General features: G+C 71.3%; 17 protein-coding genes, 1 pseudogene and 1 riboswitch. Of the genes and pseudogenes, 10 read left to right on the top strand and 8 right to left on the bottom strand.

Translation table 11 applies throughout. The features are described 5' to 3' along the window. The first annotated feature begins 19 nt into the window (after positions 1–19). Positions 20–193: riboswitch (cobalamin riboswitch) on the top strand. A 179-nt stretch (positions 194–372) separates the two neighbouring features. The 5 genes and pseudogenes from VT50_RS24235 to VT50_RS24215 form a co-directional block, all read left to right on the top strand. Further along, complete coding sequence (locus VT50_RS24235; RefSeq protein WP_046087073.1) at positions 373–1,896, top strand: CoA-acylating methylmalonate-semialdehyde dehydrogenase; 1,524 nt, start codon at positions 373–375, stop codon at positions 1,894–1,896. Positions 1,897–1,902: 6 nt separating this feature from the next. Then, the gene (locus tag VT50_RS24230; RefSeq protein WP_046087072.1) at positions 1,903–3,051 is read left to right on the top strand and encodes an acyl-CoA dehydrogenase family protein; all 1,149 of its coding nucleotides are present in this window, start codon (positions 1,903–1,905) and stop codon (positions 3,049–3,051) included. Next, on the top strand, positions 3,048–4,148 hold the full coding sequence (locus VT50_RS24225; protein ID WP_046087071.1) for an enoyl-CoA hydratase/isomerase family protein: 1,101 nt from the start codon (positions 3,048–3,050) through the stop codon (positions 4,146–4,148). Before VT50_RS24230 ends, VT50_RS24225 begins: the two co-directional genes overlap by 4 nt. Then, the gene (gene mmsB, locus VT50_RS24220; protein ID WP_046087070.1) at positions 4,145–5,041 is read left to right on the top strand and encodes a 3-hydroxyisobutyrate dehydrogenase; all 897 of its coding nucleotides are present in this window, start codon (positions 4,145–4,147) and stop codon (positions 5,039–5,041) included. Before VT50_RS24225 ends, mmsB begins: the two co-directional genes overlap by 4 nt. A gap of 4 nt (positions 5,042–5,045) precedes the next feature. Then, positions 5,046–5,264: pseudogene (locus VT50_RS24215) on the top strand (enoyl-CoA hydratase-related protein); the annotation flags it as partial. A 111-nt stretch (positions 5,265–5,375) separates the two neighbouring features. Here the strand turns inward: VT50_RS24215 and VT50_RS24210 are convergent. Then, positions 5,376–6,815 (bottom strand): short-chain fatty acyl-CoA regulator family protein, encoded by a 1,440-nt coding sequence (locus VT50_RS24210; RefSeq protein ID WP_046087068.1) that lies wholly within the window; start codon positions 6,813–6,815, stop codon positions 5,376–5,378. 184 nt (positions 6,816–6,999) lie between these two features. On the opposite strand from VT50_RS24210, the gene VT50_RS24205 reads away from it, so the two are divergent. The 5 genes from VT50_RS24205 to VT50_RS24185 all read left to right on the top strand — a co-directional run bounded on the left by VT50_RS24205 (position 7,000) and on the right by VT50_RS24185 (position 12,531). Then, entirely contained in the window at positions 7,000–8,508 is a 1,509-nt protein-coding gene (locus VT50_RS24205; RefSeq protein ID WP_046087067.1) for an MmgE/PrpD family protein, read from the top strand. Further along, positions 8,508–9,413: a methylisocitrate lyase gene (prpB, locus tag VT50_RS24200; RefSeq protein ID WP_046087066.1), complete on the top strand. Its 906-nt coding sequence runs from the start codon at positions 8,508–8,510 to the stop codon at positions 9,411–9,413. The genes VT50_RS24205 and prpB overlap by 1 nt, the downstream gene beginning before the upstream one ends. 19 nt (positions 9,414–9,432) lie before the next feature. Continuing rightward, positions 9,433–10,569 carry a bifunctional 2-methylcitrate synthase/citrate synthase gene (locus VT50_RS24195; RefSeq protein ID WP_046087065.1) on the top strand — a complete coding sequence of 379 codons (1,137 nt, stop codon included), beginning with the start codon at positions 9,433–9,435 and terminating at the stop codon, positions 10,567–10,569. A 46-nt stretch (positions 10,570–10,615) separates the two neighbouring features. Then, positions 10,616–11,410, top strand: a complete 795-nt coding sequence (gene cobF / locus VT50_RS24190) for a precorrin-6A synthase (deacetylating) (RefSeq protein ID WP_046087064.1) — start codon at positions 10,616–10,618, stop codon at positions 11,408–11,410. Positions 11,411–11,604: 194 nt separating this feature from the next. After that, the gene (locus VT50_RS24185) at positions 11,605–12,531 is read left to right on the top strand and encodes an endo-beta-N-acetylglucosaminidase H (RefSeq protein WP_046087063.1); all 927 of its coding nucleotides are present in this window, start codon (positions 11,605–11,607) and stop codon (positions 12,529–12,531) included. A 91-nt stretch (positions 12,532–12,622) separates the two neighbouring features. Here the strand turns inward: VT50_RS24185 and crcB (VT50_RS24180) are convergent, their stop codons facing one another. From crcB (VT50_RS24180) to VT50_RS24150, 7 genes are all read right to left on the bottom strand, one after another. Continuing rightward, complete coding sequence (crcB, locus tag VT50_RS24180) at positions 12,623–12,997, bottom strand: fluoride efflux transporter CrcB (RefSeq protein ID WP_046087062.1); 375 nt, start codon at positions 12,995–12,997, stop codon at positions 12,623–12,625. Beyond that, complete coding sequence (locus VT50_RS24175; protein WP_046087061.1) at positions 12,994–13,362, bottom strand: DUF190 domain-containing protein; 369 nt, start codon at positions 13,360–13,362, stop codon at positions 12,994–12,996. The genes crcB (VT50_RS24180) and VT50_RS24175 overlap by 4 nt, the downstream gene beginning before the upstream one ends. Then, entirely contained in the window at positions 13,359–13,844 is a 486-nt protein-coding gene (gene crcB / locus VT50_RS24170; protein WP_046087060.1) for a fluoride efflux transporter CrcB, read from the bottom strand. The genes VT50_RS24175 and crcB (VT50_RS24170) overlap by 4 nt, the downstream gene beginning before the upstream one ends. Before the next feature lie 338 nt (positions 13,845–14,182). Continuing rightward, entirely contained in the window at positions 14,183–15,457 is a 1,275-nt protein-coding gene (eno, locus tag VT50_RS24165) for a phosphopyruvate hydratase (protein ID WP_046087059.1), read from the bottom strand. A gap of 100 nt (positions 15,458–15,557) precedes the next feature. Further along, positions 15,558–16,046, bottom strand: a complete 489-nt coding sequence (locus tag VT50_RS24160; RefSeq protein ID WP_046087102.1) for an inorganic diphosphatase — start codon at positions 16,044–16,046, stop codon at positions 15,558–15,560. A gap of 310 nt (positions 16,047–16,356) precedes the next feature. Then, positions 16,357–16,902 carry a hypothetical protein gene (locus tag VT50_RS24155; RefSeq protein ID WP_046087058.1) on the bottom strand — a complete coding sequence of 182 codons (546 nt, stop codon included), beginning with the start codon at positions 16,900–16,902 and terminating at the stop codon, positions 16,357–16,359. Further along, positions 16,899–17,183, bottom strand: coding sequence for a DUF211 domain-containing protein (locus VT50_RS24150; protein WP_046087057.1), 285 nt, complete (start codon positions 17,181–17,183; stop codon positions 16,899–16,901). Before VT50_RS24150 ends, VT50_RS24155 begins: the two co-directional genes overlap by 4 nt. Positions 17,184–17,415 lie beyond the last annotated feature (232 nt).

Below are 17,415 nucleotides of genomic sequence, written 5' to 3'. Positions count from 1 at the left end.
GGACGTCCGACTATATAGTCGGGAAGCAAAGGCCCGCGGTGCAGGGAAGCCGGTGTGATTCCGGCACGGTCCCGCCACTGTGACCGGGGAGTACGCCGTCGAGCACAACGCCACTGACGAGCTGGATGTCGGGAAGGCGGACGGCGCACGCTGATCCGGGAGTCAGGATACCGGCCGCGGGATGTTCCGTGTTGTCCACGAGGATGGAGCTGACACGCATGGCACCGGTGTATCCCCATGACCCTGGTGAGCCTGTCATCTGACGGGGCTTCAAGGCCATACGCGATCCGCGCCGCCCGCACCCGCACGCCTCGTGCGTCGGTGCCCGGGAACGGCGCGCCATCCCGCATTCCCTGATGAGAGCAGGCACCCATGGTCCGCGGCCACGAACGCGCCCACGTGCGCGAATTGACCCACTTTGTCGGCGGCAAACGCACCCCGGGAACCTCGGGCGCGTACGGCGACGTGTACGACCCCAACACCGGCGAGGTCCAGGCCCGGGTCCCCCTCGCCGACCGCACCGAGACCGAGGCGGCCATCGCCGACGCGGCCCGCGCGCAGCGCGAGTGGGGCGAATGGAATCCACAGCGCCGCGCCCGCGTCCTGCTCCGCTTCCTCCAGCTCATGGAGGGGGAGAAGGACTCCCTGGCCCGGCTGCTGTCCGCCGAGCACGGCAAGACCGTGGCCGACGCACACGGCGACATCCAGCGCGGCCTGGAGGTGGTCGAGTTCGCCGCGGGCATCCCCCATCTGCTCAAGGGCGAGTTCACCGACAACGCCGGGACCGGCATCGATGTGCACTCCCTGCGCGCACCCCTCGGTGTGGTGGCCGGTATCACCCCGTTCAACTTCCCCGCGATGATTCCCCTGTGGAAGGCGGCGCCCGCGCTGGCCTGCGGTAACGCCTTCATCCTCAAGCCGTCGGAGCGCGATCCTTCCGTTCCGCTGCGGCTGGCCGAGCTCTTCCTGGAGGCGGGTCTCCCGCCCGGGGTCCTGAACGTGGTCAACGGGGCACGCGAAGCGGTCGACACCCTGCTGGAGGACCCCCGCGTCGAGGCCCTTGGCTTCGTCGGTTCCACGCCCGTCGCCGCGCACGTCTACGCCACGGCCGCCGCCCACGGCAAGCGCGCCCAGTGCTTCGGCGGCGCCAAGAACCACATGATCGTGATGCCCGATGCCGACCTGGACCAGGCCGTCGACGCCCTGATCGGGGCCGGGTACGGCTCGGCGGGCGAGCGCTGCATGGCCATCTCCGTGGCCGTCCCCGTGGGTGAGGAGACCGCCGACGCGCTGGTCGCCCGGCTCAAGGAGCGCATCGCCGGGCTGCGGATCGGCCGGAGCGACGACCCGGACGCCGACTTCGGCCCGCTGGTCGGCGGGGACGCCGTCGACCGGGTCCGCGCCTACGTCGGCCTCGGTGTCGAGGAGGGCGCCGAACTCGTCGTGGACGGACGGGACTTCGTGCTGCCCGGCCACGAGAACGGGTTCTTCGCGGGCGCCTCCCTCTTCGACCGGGTCACCCCGGACATGCGGATCCACCAGGAGGAGATCTTCGGTCCGGTCCTGTGCGTCGTACGCGCCGAGGACTACGAGGAGGCCCTGCGCCTGCCCAGTGAGCACCTTTACGGCAACGGCGTGGCGATCTTCACCCGGGACGGGGACACCGCCCGGGACTTCGCCCGCCGGGTGAACACGGGCATGGTCGGCGTCAACGTGCCCATCCCGGTGCCGGTCGCCTACCACACCTTCGGCGGCTGGAAGCGCTCCGGCTTCGGCGATCTCAACCAGCACGGTCCGGACGCCATCCGCTTCTACACCCGCACGAAGACCGTCACCTCGCGCTGGCCCGCCGGGCTGCGCGAGGGCGCCAGCTTCACGATCCCCACGATGGGCTGACCGACGATGACCACCACCCTGCTCACCGAGGACCAGCAGGCCCTCGTCGAGACCACCCTGGACTTCGCCCAGGACCACATCGCGCCCCACGCCCTCGACTGGGACCGTGACAAGCACTTCCCCGTCGACGTCCTGCGCAAGGCCGCCGGGCTCGGCCTCGGCGGTGTCTACGTCCGGGAGACGGCGGGCGGCTCGGGCCTCAGCCGGGCCGACGGCGTCCTCGTCTTCGAAACCCTGGCCTCCGGCTGCCCGGCGATCGCCGCCTACCTCTCCATCCACAACATGGTCGCCTGGATGATCGACCAGTACGGCGACGAGGGACAGCGCGAACGCTGGCTGCCCCGACTGTGCGCCATGGACGACCTCGCCAGCTACTGCCTGACCGAACCGGGCGCGGGCTCGGACGCCGCGGCCCTGACCACCCGGGCCGTCCGCGACGGCGGCCACTGGCGGCTCACCGGGGCCAAGCAGTTCATCTCCGGCGCCGGGACCTCCCAGGTGTACGTCGTCATGGCGCGCACCGGCGAGGACGGTCCGCGCGGCATCTCCGCCTTCGTCGTCGACAAGGACGACCCCGGACTGTCCTTCGGACCCAACGAGCGGAAGATGGGATGGAATGCCCAGCCCACCCGTCAGGTGATCCTGGACGGGGTCCGGCTGCCCGCCGACCGGCTCCTCGGCCGCGAGGGCGAGGGCTTCCGCATCGCCATGAACGGCCTCAACGGCGGCCGCCTGGGTATCGCCGCCTGCTCGCTGGGCGGCGCCCGCAGTGCCCTGGACCGCAGCTTGGCCCACCTCGCGGACCGGGAGGCGTTCGGCGCCCGGCTCCTCGACGCACCGGCACTGCGCTTCCGACTCGCCGACATGGCGACCGAACTCGCCGCCGCGCGCGCCCTCGTCCAGCAGGCCGCCCAGGCCCTGGACCGCGGCGACCCGGGGGCGCCGTACCTGTGCGCGATGGCCAAGCGGTTCGCCACCGACACCGGCTACGACGTGGCCGACCAGGCGCTCCAGCTGCACGGCGGCTACGGCTACCTCAGCGAGTACGGCATCGAGAAGATCGTCCGCGATCTGCGGGTCCACCGGATCCTGGAAGGAACCAACGAGATCATGCGCGTCATCGTGGCCCGCGGCCTGACGGAGGCGTTCGGATGACCGCCCGTGAAGAGCCAGTCCTGCCGCACACCGACGAACCCGTCCTGCTGCACACCGACGGCCGGGCCGCCCACATCACCCTCAACCGCCCCAAGGCCCTCAACGCCCTGACCCACGCGATGGTGCGCGGCATCGACGCGGCCCTCACCGCCTGGGCGCAGGACCCGGCCGTCGAGACCGTCGTCATCACCGGCGCGGGCGACCGCGGGCTGTGCGCGGGCGGCGACATCCGCGCCGTCCACGACGACGCCCGCGACGGTGACGGCACCGCGTCGGCCGCGTTCTGGCGCGACGAGTACCACCTCAACGCCCGTATCGCGCGCTACCCCAAGCCGTATGTGGCCGTCATGGACGGCATCGTCATGGGCGGCGGGGTCGGGATCTCCGCCCACGGCGCCGTCCGCGTGGTCACCGAACGCTCGCGGATCGCGATGCCCGAGACCGGCATCGGCTTCGTCCCGGACGTCGGCGGCACCTATCTGCTCGCCCTCGCCCCGGGCGAGCTGGGCACCCACCTGGCGCTGACCGGCGCGCCGATCGGCGCGGGGGACGCCCTGCTGTGCGGGCTCGCCGACCACTGCGTACCGTCCGCTTCGCTTCCCCGTCTCATCGCCGACCTCGCCGACACGCCCGTACGGGACGTCCTCGCCCGCTATGTGCAGCCGCCACCGCCAGGAGAACTGGCGGAGCGGCAGGGCTGGATCGACGCCTGCTACGGCGCCGACACCGTCGAGGAGATCGTCGACCGGCTCTCCGGCCACGGCGACCCGGCCGCCAAGGAGGCCGCGGAGACCCTGCTCACCAAGGCGCCCACGGCCCTCAAGGTCACCCTGGCGGCTCTGCGCCGCGCCCGGCGGCTGGGCGCGCTGGAGCGGGTCCTGGACCAGGAGTACCGCGTCTCCTGCCGGGCCCTGACCACTCCCGACCTGGTGGAGGGCATCCGCGCCCAGGTCATCGACAAGGACCGCGACCCGCGGTGGTCCCCGGCGACGCTCGCCGAGGTCACCGGGGCCGACGTCGCGGGCTTCTTCGCCTCACTCGGCCCGCGCGAACTCGGGCTGGCCGGACCCGACACCACACCGGAGGTGGCCTGGTGAGCGGAATCGTCGCGTTCATCGGACTCGGACACATGGGCGGCCCCATGGCCGCCAACCTCATCAAGGCCGGTCACCGCGTGCGGGGCCACGACCTCGACGCCAAGGCACTGAAGAACGCCACCGGCGCGGGCGTCGAACCGGCAGGATCCGCCGAGGAGGCCGTCCGTGACGCCGAGGTGGTGATCACCATGCTGCCCGCGGGCCGCCATGTCCTCGGTCTGTACGGCGAGATCCTTGGGCTGGCCCGCCCCGGCACCCTCTTCATCGACTGCTCCACCATCGACGTGGCCGACGCGCGCACGGCCCACGAGCGTGCCGCGGCGGCCGGAATGCGCGCCCTGGACGCCCCGGTCTCCGGCGGGGTCGTGGGCGCCGAGGCGGCCACGCTGACCTTCATGGCCGGTGGGGGAGAGGAGGAGTTCGCCGAGGCACGACCCCTGTTGGAGGCCATGGGCAAGAAGGCCGTCCACTGCGGCGGCTCGGGCGCCGGGCAGGCCGCGAAGATCTGCAACAACATGATCCTCGGCATCTCCATGATCGCCGTCAGCGAGGCGTTCGTCCTCGGTGAGAGCCTTGGCCTGTCCCACCAGGCGCTGTACGACGTGGCCTCGACCGCCTCCGGGCAGTGCTGGGCGCTGAGTGTCAACTGTCCGGTCCCCGGCCCCGTCCCGACCAGCCCGGCCGATCACGACTACCGGCCGGGGTTCGCCGCCTCCCTCATGGCCAAGGACCTGGGTCTCGCAGCCAACGCCGCCCGCGCGGGTGGCGTGCACGCGCAACTCGGCCTGCGTGCCGCCGAGTTGTACGCCGCCTTCGCCGAGGGCGGCGGCGCGGGGAAGGACTTCTCTGGCATCGTCCGGACCATCAGGGAGCGGAGCGGAGAGCGGACATGACCGGCTCGGCGAGGCCCTTGCCGTCGCCGAGACCGTGGCGGGCACGTCGCTGCCGGTGGCGATGATGGCCAAGGAGGCGGTCGGCCGGGCGTTCGAGACCACCCTGGCCGGGGGCGTCCGCTTCGAACGGCGCCTGTTCCACGCGGTGTTCGCCACCGCCGACCAGAAGGAGCGCATGGGCGCTTTCGTGGACAAACGGCCGCCCGAGTTCGGCCACCGCTGACCCAGCGATCCCACTGGACCGGCCATCTGGTGCGCGAGCGACATCACGCCAGATGGCCGGTCCCGGCCGTGCGGGACTCCCCCGGGTGGCGGTGGTACCGGCCCGGCGGGGTCAGGGGGCGCCGGTCTCCACCGGATAGGGCACATACGCACGCCGGTCGGGGTCGATGGCCAGCCGTCCCCCGGCCGGGGGACGGGCCCGCTGGGCGCAGTCGCGGCGCTCGCAGATGCGGCAGCCCAGGCCGATCGGCGTGGCGGCGCGCGGGTCGTCCAGGGCGACACCCTCGGCGTAGACGAGCCGCTGGGCGTGGCGCAGCTCGCAGCCGAGGGCCACGGCGAACTCGGCGCGTGGCGCCCGATGGCCGAAACCGCCACGGGTGATGGTGCGCGCGATCCAGAAGTACTTCTTCCCGTCCGGCATCTCCGCCACCTGGGTCAGTATCCGGCCCGGCGCGGAGAACGCCTCGTACACCGTCCACAGCGGACAGGTGCCGCCCATGCGCGAGAAGTGGAAGGGGGTCGCGGACTGCCGCTTGGAGATGTTTCCGGCCCGGTCGACCCGCAGGAACGAGAAGGGAACGCCCCGGCGGCCGGTGCGCTGGAGGGTGCTCAGGCGGTGGCAGACGGTCTCGAAGCCGACGCCGAAGCGCGCGGACAGCAGCTCGATGTCGTAGCGCACGTCCTCGGCGGTGGTGTGGAAGGTGGTGTACGGCATGAGCAGGGCGCCCGCGAAGTAGTTGGCGAGCCCGATGCGGGCCAGCGCCCGCGACTCCGGTGAGGTCAGCCCGGTCGCGCCGTCGGCGAGCTGGGTGATGAGCGGGCCGTGTTCCAGCAGGGCCAGCTGGGTGGCGAGTTGGAAGGCGCGCTGGCCGTCGCTGAGCCAGGGGGAGAGGAACAGCAGCCCGGTGTCCTTGTCGAAGCGCCGGGCGTCGGCGGAACGGCCCTGGGACACCTGGATGGCGGTGACGCCGTGCCGGTCGGCGAGATGGGCGGCGAGCGGGTCGGCGGCCCGGCCCGGCCTCAGCTCCAGCACGTCGGCGGTGCGCTCGGCCTCGGTCTCCAGCGGATCGAAGTGGTTGTGGTGGGCGTAGAAGAGGTCCCGCACCTCGTCGTGCGGCTCGGAGGGCGGCAGCCACGCTTCCGTGTCCGGCGGGGCCAGGGCGGCCGCCTGCTCGGCGGTGTCGCGGTAGCGGCGGTGCAGGGCGACCAGGGCGCGGGCCACCTCGGGATGGTCGCGGGCGGCCTCGGTGATCTCCACATCGGCGGGCAGCTCCGCCCCACACGCCTCGTCGGCGAGCGCGGCCCGCAGATCGGCGGCGAGGCGGTCCTCGTCGGCCTCGGAGAAGAACTCCGCGTCGACGCCGAAGACCTCGGCGATGCGGAGGAGCACCGGCGCCGTCAGCGGGCGCTGACCCTGCTCGATCTGGTTGGCGTAGCTGGTGGAGATGGAGAGCGCACGGGCCATGTCGACCTGGTTCATGCCCTGCTCGCGCCGCAGCCGCCGCAGCTTCGCATGGGCGTAGATCTTCCGCTCGGCCGGGCGTCGGGCCATCGGCACACCCCCTCGTCCTCAGCTGTCTCCTTGCGAAGATAGCATCCGCACAATTCGCAGCTTTCGCAGATTCGCACGTCTGCCATGTATGGATTCCGCCGCTTGGAGCGGTGGCCTGGCGGCCGTTCGGCGGGAAGGCTCAGTCACGTCAGCGGCACCACCACCCGACCGTGCGAGGAGTCCCGTGATCGAGCACCACGTCCGTGTCCACCCCAGCGCCGACCGGCTGCCGCGCGAGGACCAGCTCGCCTGGAAGCTCGCGTCCGTGGCCACGGGCACTGAGGAGCTGGCCGCCGAGAGCGCCGCGATGGCCGTCAACCGGCTGATCGACAATGCCTCGGTCGCCGTCGCGTCCCTGCCGCGCCGCCCGGTCGCCGTCGCCCGCGCCCAGGCCACCGCCCATCCGGCCGCCGAGCCCGGTGCCTCGGTCTTCGGCGCGCGCGGCCGGGTCTCCCCGGAGTGGGCCGCGTGGGCGAACGGCACCGCCGTGCGTGAGCTGGACTTCCACGACACCTACCTCGCCGCCGACTACTCCCACCCCGGTGACAACATCCCGCCCCTGCTCGCCGTCGCCCAGCACACCGGCCGCACCGGCGCCGATCTGCTGCGCGCCATCGTCGCCGCGTACGAGGTCCATGTCGCCCTGGTCAAGGGCATCTGTCTGCACAAGCACCGCATCGACCACGTGGCCCACCTCGGCGCGGCCACCGCCTGCGGTCTGGGCGCCCTGCTGCGGCTGCCCACCGAGACCGTCTACCAGGCGGTCCAGCAGACGGTGCACACCACGACCGCCACCCGGCAGTCCCGCAAGGGCGAGATCTCCAGCTGGAAGGCGTACGCACCCGCCTTCGCGGGGAAGGCCGCGATCGAGGCGGTGGACCGGGCGATGCGCGGCGAGACCTCCCCGTCCCCCATCTACGAGGGTGAGGACGGCTTTCTGGCCTGGCTGCTGGACGGCCCGGAATCGGAATACGGGGTGCTGCTCCCCGCGCCGGGCGAGCCGAGGCGCGCGATCCTCGACACCTACACCAAGGAGCACTCCGCCGAGTACCAGGCGCAGGCGATCATCGATCTGGCGCGGCGGCTGCGCGAGAAGACCGGCCCGCTGGAGCGGGTGCGCTCGGTGGTCCTGCACACCAGTCACCACACCCACCAGGTGATCGGCTCCGGTGCGATGGATCCGCAGAAGTACGATCCGACGGCCAGCCGCGAGACCCTTGACCACTCGGTGCCGTATATCTTCGCGGTCGCCCTGGAGGACGGCACCTGGCACCACGAGCGCTCGTACGCGCCCGAGCGCGCGCGGCGCCCGCGGACCGTGGAGCTGTGGCGGCGGATCACCACGGTCGAGGACCCGGAGTGGACCCGCCGCTACCACGACCCCGATCCGGACCGCCGTGCCTTCGGCGGACGCGCCGTGATCACCCTGGAGGACGGGTCGGTGATCGAGGACGAGCTCGCGGTCGCCGACGCCCACCCGGCCGGGGCCCGGCCGTTCGACCGCCCGGCCTACGCGGGCAAGTTCCGCACCCTCGCCGAGGGCGTGGTCACCCGGGCCGCACAGGACGAGTTCCTGCACACCGCCGAGCGGCTTGCCCAGCTGTCGGCGGCCGACCTGGACGGGCTGTTCCCGGCCGTCGACACGGAGGCGGTCGCCGCGTACGACGCGACCCTCCCGAAGGGCCTGTTCTGATGCTCCACACCCGCACCACCCCGGCCGAGCGCCGCCGTGCCCTGCGCGAGCGGCTGGCCACCGGCCGTCTCCTGCTCATGCCCGGTGCCCTCAACCCGCTCTCCGCCCGGCTCATCCAGGACACCGGTTTCGAGGCCGCCTATCTCTCCGGTGCCGTTCTCGCCGCCGATCTGGGCCTGCCCGACATCGGGCTGACCACCTCCACCGAGATCGCCGCCCGCGCCCAGCAGACCACCAGGGCGACCGATCTGCCGGTCCTCATCGACGCCGACACCGGCTTCGGCGAGCCGATGAACGCCGCCCGCACGGTGCAGTTGATGGAGGACGCGGGCCTGGCCGGACTGCATCTGGAGGACCAGGTCAACCCCAAGCGGTGCGGCCACCTCGACGGCAAGACCATCACGCCCCGCGAGGAGATGGTCCGCCGGATCCGGGCCGCGGTCGACGCCCGCCGCGACCCCGGTTTCCTGCTGATGGCCCGCACCGACGCCCGCGCCGTCGAGGGGCTGGCCGCGGCGATCGACCGGGCAAAGGCGTACGTGGACGCCGGCGCCGATGCGATCTTCCCCGAAGCCCTCGCCGACGAGGCCGAGTTCGAGGTGTTCCGCACGGCGGTCCCCGTCCCACTGCTCGCCAACATGACCGAGTTCGGCAAGAGCCGCCTGCTGGACGCGCGCACCCTGGACAACCTCGGCTATGACATCGCGCTCTACCCGGTCACCCTGCTGCGCCTGGCCATGGGAGCCGTCGAGGACGGCCTGCGCACCATCGCCGCGGAGGGCACCCAGGAGTCCCTGCTGCCCCGGATGCAGACCCGCTCCCGGCTGTACGAACTCCTCGGCTACGAGGACTACTCGGCCTTCGACTCGGCCGTCTTCGACTTCACCCTCCCGCCCGGCACCTGACCCCCGGAGGCATTCGCCCATGACCACCACCGTGCCCGAGATCCGCCGCGGCCTGGCCGGTGTCGTCGCAGACACCACCGAGATCTCCACCGTCATCCGGGAGACCAACTCCCTCACCTACCGCGGCTATCCCGTCCAGGACCTCGCCGCCAGCCGCTCCTTCGAGGAGGTCGCACATCTGCTGTGGCACGGTGACCTCCCCGACCCGGCCCAACTGCGGGAGTTCCGGGCCAGGGAACGCGCCCTGCGGCCCCTGGGTCGCACCACCTCCGAACTGCTGGCCCGGCTGCCAGAGACCTGCCACCCCATGGACGTGCTGCGCACCGCCGTCAGCTTGTTCGGCGCCGAGGACCCCATCGAGGACGACGACGGCACGGCGGCCAACCGCGCCAAATCCCTGGCCCTGCTGGCGAAGCTGCCCACCGTGGTGGCCGCCGACCAGCGCCGCCGCCGCGGCCTGTCACCGATCCCACCCGACTCTGACCTCGGCTACGCGGAGAACTTCTTCCAGATGTGCTTCGGCGCCGTGCCCGAGCCGGAGGTAGTGCGCTGCTTCGAGATCTCGCTCGTCCTGTACGCCGAGCACAGCTTCAACGCCTCGACGTTCACCGCCCGTGTCGTCACCTCCACCCTCTCCGACCTCTACAGCGCGGTGACGGCGGCTATCGGAGCCCTCAAGGGCCCGCTGCACGGCGGAGCCAACGAGGCCGTGATGCACATGCTGGAGGAGATCGGTGACCCGGCCCGGGCCGGGGAGTGGCTGGACGGGGCCCTGGCCGCCAAGCGGAAGATCATGGGCTTCGGCCACCGCGTCTACCGGCACGGCGATTCCCGGGTGCCGATGATGCAAGATGCCCTGGACCGCCTGGTATCCCGCGCCACCGACTCCGAGGCGACCCGCCTGGCCACTCTGCACGAGTCCCTGCGCCGCGCCGTGCTGACCCGTAAGGGCATCCATCCCAACCTCGACTACCCGGCCGGACTCGCCTACCACCTGATGGGCTTCGACACCCCCACCTTCACCCCGATCTTCGTGATGAGCCGCATCACCGGCTGGACCGCCCACATCACCGAACAGCTCGCCCACAACGCGCTCATCCGCCCGCTCGCCTCATACACCGGCCCCGGCCAGCGGCCCGTGCCCACCGTTCCGTAGCCGACTGACCTCTGCCACCTGGCCCCCGCCTGCGAGAATGCATCCCATGACCACGCAGCAACGCCGGATTCTCGTCATCGGTATCGGAGCGGGTGACCCCGACCACCTGACCCTCGGGGCGGTGAAGGCGATGGGCCGCGCCGATGTCTTCTTCATCGTCGGCAAGGGCGACGACAAGTCCGCCCTCACGGATCTTCGCCACCGCATGCTGGACGAGCACGCCCGGGCGCCCCACCGGGTCGTGGAGGTGGACGACCCGGGCCGGGACCGGCGTCCGATGGGCCGGAGCGACTACACCTCCGCCGTCCGGGACTGGCGCACCCGTCGCGCGGACATCTTCGAGCGCCTGCTGCGCGAGGAGATGACGGCCGACGAGACCGGCGCGTTCCTCGTATGGGGCGACCCGTCGCTGTACGACAGCACCCTCGGGATCCTCGCCGACATCGAGGCACGCGGCTCCGTCTCCCCGAGCATCGAGGTCATCCCCGGCATCAGCAGCGTCTCCACGCTCGCCGCGCGGCACCGCGTTCCACTGAACCAGGTGGGGAGGCCGGTGCACATCACCCCGGCCCGCCGGCTCTCCGACGTGGCCCAGAACGACGACGGGGACATCGTGGTGATGCTCGACGCACATGAGTCGTTCACCCGGGTCGAAGGGGATGACGTCTGGATCTACTGGGGCGCCTACCTCGGCACCCCGGACGAACTGCTGGTCGCGGGCCCCCTGCGCGAGGTGTCCGGCCGCATCCGGCGGTTGCGGGCCGAGGCGCGTGACCGGCACGGATGGATCATGGACACCTATCTGCTGCGCAGCCAGGAGCGGAACGGCCCTCGGCCGTGAGGGCACCGCGACGACGGGGCCGCACATCGCCACCCCGATCGGCATGCTCTCGTCCCCTACCCGGTGCGTGGGAATCGTGAAGAGTTGGTGCGCGATCATCGGGATTCGGTTACATGAGCGGAAGACTTGGGGAGCTCACTCGGCGCTTTCGAACAGGTCGGGCGCCGACCCATGCGAGGGGAGACCGGTCAACGATGTTCACTCTGGTGCGGAGCAGAGTACGGAAGGCCGTGTTCGCACTCTCGGCGGTCGCGGCCCTCGCCATCGCCGGGACCGCCGCGACCGCCGCGACCGGCGCGGCGGCGGCCCCCGCTCCCGCGAAACAGGGGCCGACCTCGGTGGCGTACGTCGAGGTGAACAACAACAGCATGCTGAACGTCGGCAAGTACACCCTCGCCAACGGCGGCGACAACGTCTTCGACGTCGCCGTGATCTTCGCGGCGAACATCAACTACGACACGGGTACGAAGGCGGCGTATCTGCACTTCAACGAGAACGTGCAGCGCGTCCTCGACAACGCCGCCACGGAGATACGGCCGTTGCAGCAGAAGGGCATCAAGGTCGTCCTCTCGGTGCTCGGCAACCACCAGGGCGCGGGCTTCGCCAACTTCCCTTCCCAGCAGCAGGCTTCGGCGTTCGCGAAGGAACTGTCGGACACCGTGGCCAAGTACGGCCTCGACGGCGTCGACTTCGACGATGAGTACGCCGAGTACGGCAACAACGGCACCGGCCAGCCCAACGACAGCTCGTTCGTGCACCTGGTGACGGCGCTGCGCACGAACATGCCAGACAAGATCATCAGCCTCTACAACATCGGCCCGGCGGCGTCACGCCTCTCCTACGGCGGCGTCGACGTCTCGTCCAAGTTCGACTACGCCTGGAACCCGTACTACGGCACCTGGCAGGTTCCCGGCATGGCACTGCCCAAGTCGAAGCTGTCACCGGCGGCGGTCGAGATCGGCCGCACCTCGCAGAGCACGGCCGCCGACCTCGCCCGCCGCACCGTCAGCGAGGGATACGGCGTCTATCTGACGTACAACCTCGACGGCTCCGATCGCAGCGCCGACGTCTCCGCGTTCACCAGGGAGCTGTACGGCAGCGACGCCACCTACACGCCGTAAGGCGCAGGAGTGCTGCCGGTCCCGGTGACCTTCCCCCGTAGGCCCTCGGGACCGGCAGCCGTTGCACTGGACGGCCCGGACTGGGCGGTCCTCAGGACCAGATCGCCTGGGCGAGGGCGGCTCCGGTGAAGGCCGCGCCGAGACCGGTGGTGATGCTGGCGATCGCATTGGCCACGGCGTAGAAACGGGCGCCTTCCTCCGCGAGTCGCAGCGTCTCGTAGGACAGGGTGGAGTACGTGGTCAGGGCTCCGCACAGTCCTGTGCCGAGGAGCAGCTCGACGTCGGAGGAGACCCCGCCGGCGAGCGCCGCCCCGGTGATCAGACCGAGGGCGAGGCAGCCGACCATGTTGACGATGAAGGTGCCCCAGGGGAAGACGGTGTCGTGTCGGGACTGCACCGTGCGGTCGGTGAGGTAGCGCAGCGGGGCTCCGACGGCCGCGCCGACGATGACCAGCGGCCAGGTCACGTGCTCTCCTTCTTGTCGCGTCCTGTCTTGTCGCCTCCGGCGTAGCGGATGACCTCGCAGTCATCGAGGATCACCAGGCCCTGCCCGACCAGTTCGTCCAGCTCGGGCAGGAAGGCGCGGACCCGGTCCTCGGTGTCGACGATGACGATCGCCACCGGCAGATCCTCGCTCAGTGACAGCAGTCGGCTGGTGTGGATCAGGGAGGTCGCCCCGAAACCCTCGACACCGCGGAACACGCTGGCCCCGGCGAGGCCCGCCTTGTGGGCCCGGTGCACGATCTCGGAGAAGAGGGGCTTGTGGTGCCAGGTGTCGTTCTCGCCGATGAAGATGGTCACCCGCAGGGCGGCGCCGGTCAGCCTCGTCATGACTGCCTCCATTCGATCGCGCGGCGGGTGAGGTTCGCCGCCGCCCACACCGCCGCCAGCGCCGCCAGCATGGTGGCCGCCAGGTAGAGCAGGCCGGTGGTGGCCCGGCCGTCTTCGACCAGTCGCTGGATGTCCACGGCGTAGGTGGAGAACGTGGTGAAGCCGCCCAGGACCCCGGTGCCGAAGAAGGGCCGTACCAGTCGGTGCGCGGCCCACACATCGGTGATGATCACCATGAAGACGCCGATGACGCCGCAGCCGATCACGTTGACCCAGAACGTGGTCCAGGGGAAGGTGCCCGGTGCGGTCGGCCACAGCAGGGCCGCGCCATAGCGGGTACAGGCGCCGATGGCGCCGCCGACGGCCACGGCCGCGAGGACCGGCCACTGTCCGCGCCGCAGCGCGCGCCGTTGCGCGGGCACGCGCAGATCGACATCGGGATCGATGGGATCGTTGAGCACGGGGAATTGAGACTGTCCCATACGGGTCTCCTACTCGCACGGCACCCGGGCACGCCCGGATGCGCTCCGTCGCAATCAGAGACCGTTGGCGGCGACATTGCCGCGGTTGGGTACGGCGAGCCCCACCGCCGTGCGGCCCTTCCACGGGACCGCAGGGTTCTAGGATAGCGCGAGGTCGGCGTGGTCTCCCGCCGGGGCCGTCGAGCGGAAACCGCCCGGGACCCGCTCGGGACCCGGGCGGGGTGGCCCTCGCGGCACGGGGTACGGGAGGATAAGTGGCGGATACTCTCCGTCACGGTGGCGACCCCGGGAGTCAGGCGATGGCTGCCCCGGGGTCAAGACGGTGGCTGCCCCCGGAGTCAGCCCGCCGCGAGGCCGAACGGCAGCCGGGGGTGTGCGTGGGCGATCTCGAGCAGCCGGTTGTACTTGGCGACTCGCTCACCCCGCGCCGGGGCACCGGACTTGAACTGGCCGCAGCCGGTGCCCACGGCGAGGTCGGCGATGAAGGTGTCCTCGGTCTCGCCGGAGCGGTGGGAGACCATCTGGGTGTAGCCGGACTCGCGGCAGGTCCGCATGGCATCGAGGGTTTCGGTGACGGTGCCGATCTGGTTGACCTTGATGAGAGCGGAATTGGCCACCTTCCTGCCGACCGCCTCGGCGATGACGGCGGGGTTGGTGACGAAGATGTCGTCCCCCATCACCTGTACGCGGTCGCCGAGGCGTGCGGTCAGGCGGACCCAGCCGTCCCAGTCGTCCTCGGCCAGACCGTCCTCGATCGACCACACCGGGTAGTGCTCGGTGATCGCCTCGTAGCGGTCGATGAGCTGGTCGCCGCTCAGCTGGTCGCCCGCCAGCCGGTACCGGCCGTCCGGCCCGCGCAGCTCGCTGGCGGCCGGGTCCAGGGCGATCGCGACGCCCTCCCGGCCAGGGGTGCGGCCGGTGTCGGTGATGGCCTCGGTCAGGATCCGCAGGACGTCTTCGGGACGGTCGAGGGCGGGGGCGAAGCCGCCCTCGTCGCCCAGGCCGGTGGCGTGGCCGTCGGCGGACAGCCGGGCCTTGAGCCGCGCATACACCTCGGCGCCCGCCCGGACGGCCTCGGACAGGCTCGGTGCGCCGAGCGGGGCGAGCATGAATTCCTGGAAGTCGAGGCTGTTGGCGGCGTGGACGCCGCCGTTGACGACGTTGAAGTGCGGTACGGGCAGGCGCGGGCTGGTGCCCGCGGCCCGGGCGAGAAGCTGCCACAACTCCCGCCCGGCGACGGCGGCCTCGGCGCGCCAGGCGGCGAGGGAGACACCGGTGACGGCGTTGGCGCCCAGCCGGGACTTGGTGTCGGTGCCGTCCAGTTCGATCAGCGCCCGGTCGATGTCGGTGGCCGAGGCGAAGCTCCGGCCGGTCAGGGCCCGGGCGATCTCGCCGTTGACGTTCCCGGCGCCTTCCAGCACGCCCTGCCCGCTGTAGCGGGCCGGGTCACCGTCGCGCAGTTCGACGGCTTCCCGGCTGCCGGTGGACGCACCGGAGGGGACACCGGCCCGGACGCGGGTGCCGTCGCCGGTGGTGAGGGCGACGGCGAGGGTGGGGCGTGCGCGGGAGTCGAGGATCTCGACGGCCTGCAGTTGAGTGATCCGCAGGGTCATGGCTTCTCCCTCCAACAGCGGCAGGCGGACGCGGGGGATGGGGCTCAGCGGCGGCCTTCGGCAGCCTGTCGGGTGCCGGGAGCGGCCGCCCGCTCATGGGTCAGGTCGCGGCTTCCGCGGCCCGGGTGCGGGAGGCGCCGATCTCCGCGTACGCCTGCTGCCGCCCCTCCCAGTGGGAGCCCTCGACGGATTTGCCGGGTTCCAGATCCTTGTAGACCTCGAAGAAGTGGGTGATCTCCAGCCGGTCGAACTCGGGGATGTCATCGATGTCCTGCACATCCGCGTAGCGCGGGTCGTGGGCGGGTACGCACAGGACCTTTTCGTCCGGGCCGTGTTCGTCCTTCATGACGAACATGCCCACCGCCCGGCACTGGATGGTGCAGCCGGGGAAGGTCGGCTCGCCGACCAGCACGAGCGCGTCCAGGGGGTCGCCGTCCCGGCCCAGGGTGCCCTCGACGTAGCCGTAGTCCGCCGGATACTGAGTGGAGGTGAACAGCAGCCGGTCCAGCCGGATGCGGTGCAGTTCGTGGTCCATCTCGTACTTGTTGCGGGACCCCTGGGGGATCTCCACGGTCACGTCGAACTCCACGGTGTCCTCCTGACAGGGGGCGCCAGCTGGCAGCGCGGGTGTGGGGTGCCGCTCGTCGGTACCGGGGGAGCGCGGATCGGCGGGCGTGGGCATGATTCCTCCTGGTCACATCCGTTGGACCAGGGACCGTCAGCGGCATCGTGCCGCGGTTGCGGTGAGCCCCATCACCGACGCGCTCGGCGCACTCACAATGTGCCCGGCGGATCGCCGGAACACACCTCCAGGGCTTCCAGGGCCTCCAAAGCCTGCAAGGTACGCCGGACGGTGTTCCCGCACCGGGCCCGCGCTTGGGCCCGCACCGCGCCGCCGGTCAGGCAATGTGCAGCCAGACGCCGATCCAGGTCACGGCCACCCCACCGCACCCCAGCGTGGCCGCCCACCGGACCCGGCTGCTGGCGAACAAGTGCCCCAGCGCGGTCCCCAGCCCCGTGAGGGCGAGCACGGCCAGGACGACCACGATCCACGACAGGCCCGGCAGGGCGGCTCCGGCCAGCAGCGGCAGCGTCGCACCGGTGAAGCTCGCGGTGCAGGCGATCACCGTGGCCAGCAGCGAGCGCGCCACCGCCAGGCGGCCCAGACGGGTCGTGGCCAACTGCCCCCGCCGGGTCAGGTTCAGCTGCCGCGAGGCGCGCATCAGATAGGCCCGGCGGTCGGCGTAGTCGGCCACGAACACCGCGAACGCGGCCGTCGTCAACGCCACCAGCCCCACCCGGAACGCCAATGAGTAGCTGACCGGCGATCCGGAGCCCACCAGCGAGGCCGCGGCGAGGGTCAGCGCGTTCAACAGACCGTCCACGAGACCCAGGACGAGCGGCCGGGTGGACTGCGCTGCCAGGCTCCGCAGGCGCCGGGTCATCGCGATCGTGGCTTGTTCTCCAGGATGTACGCACCGGCCACGACCTCGTCGATGCTGTGCACCACGGCACCGGTCTTCTCCACGGCCCGGGTCAGCGCCTGAACATCGATGGCGTCGCCTTCCACGGTGACATTGGTGCCGACGGTCTCGATGTCGATCTCGGTGACCGCGATGTTCACCGCCTTCACCCCGGGTACGGCCTCGATCACCGAAGCGAGATAGATCAGGTCGGGCTCGTTGACCGTCTTGTCGATATCCAGGACCAGCCGCCGCACAGGCATCGCCGACTCCTCACCGCGATCGCTCCCCCGCCCCCAGGGTGCCCAGAATCCGGCCGGTGCCGCATGCGCAGCGCCCAGTGCCGCATGCGCAGCGCCCAGTGCCGCATGCGCAGTGCGACACACACGGGGCGGCCACCCCCGCAAGCCCCCACACTGAGAGCGGAGGCCACCTGGCAACAGGAACACCCGGACACCAAAACACCCGGACACCCGGACACCCGGACACCCGGAC

The sequence above is a fragment of the Streptomyces antioxidans genome (genome assembly GCF_000968685.2).
Taxonomy (GTDB): domain Bacteria; phylum Actinomycetota; class Actinomycetes; order Streptomycetales; family Streptomycetaceae; genus Streptomyces; species Streptomyces antioxidans.
Note: the sequence above shows the minus strand (reverse complement) of the source record. Positions and strands in the feature narration are given on the sequence as shown.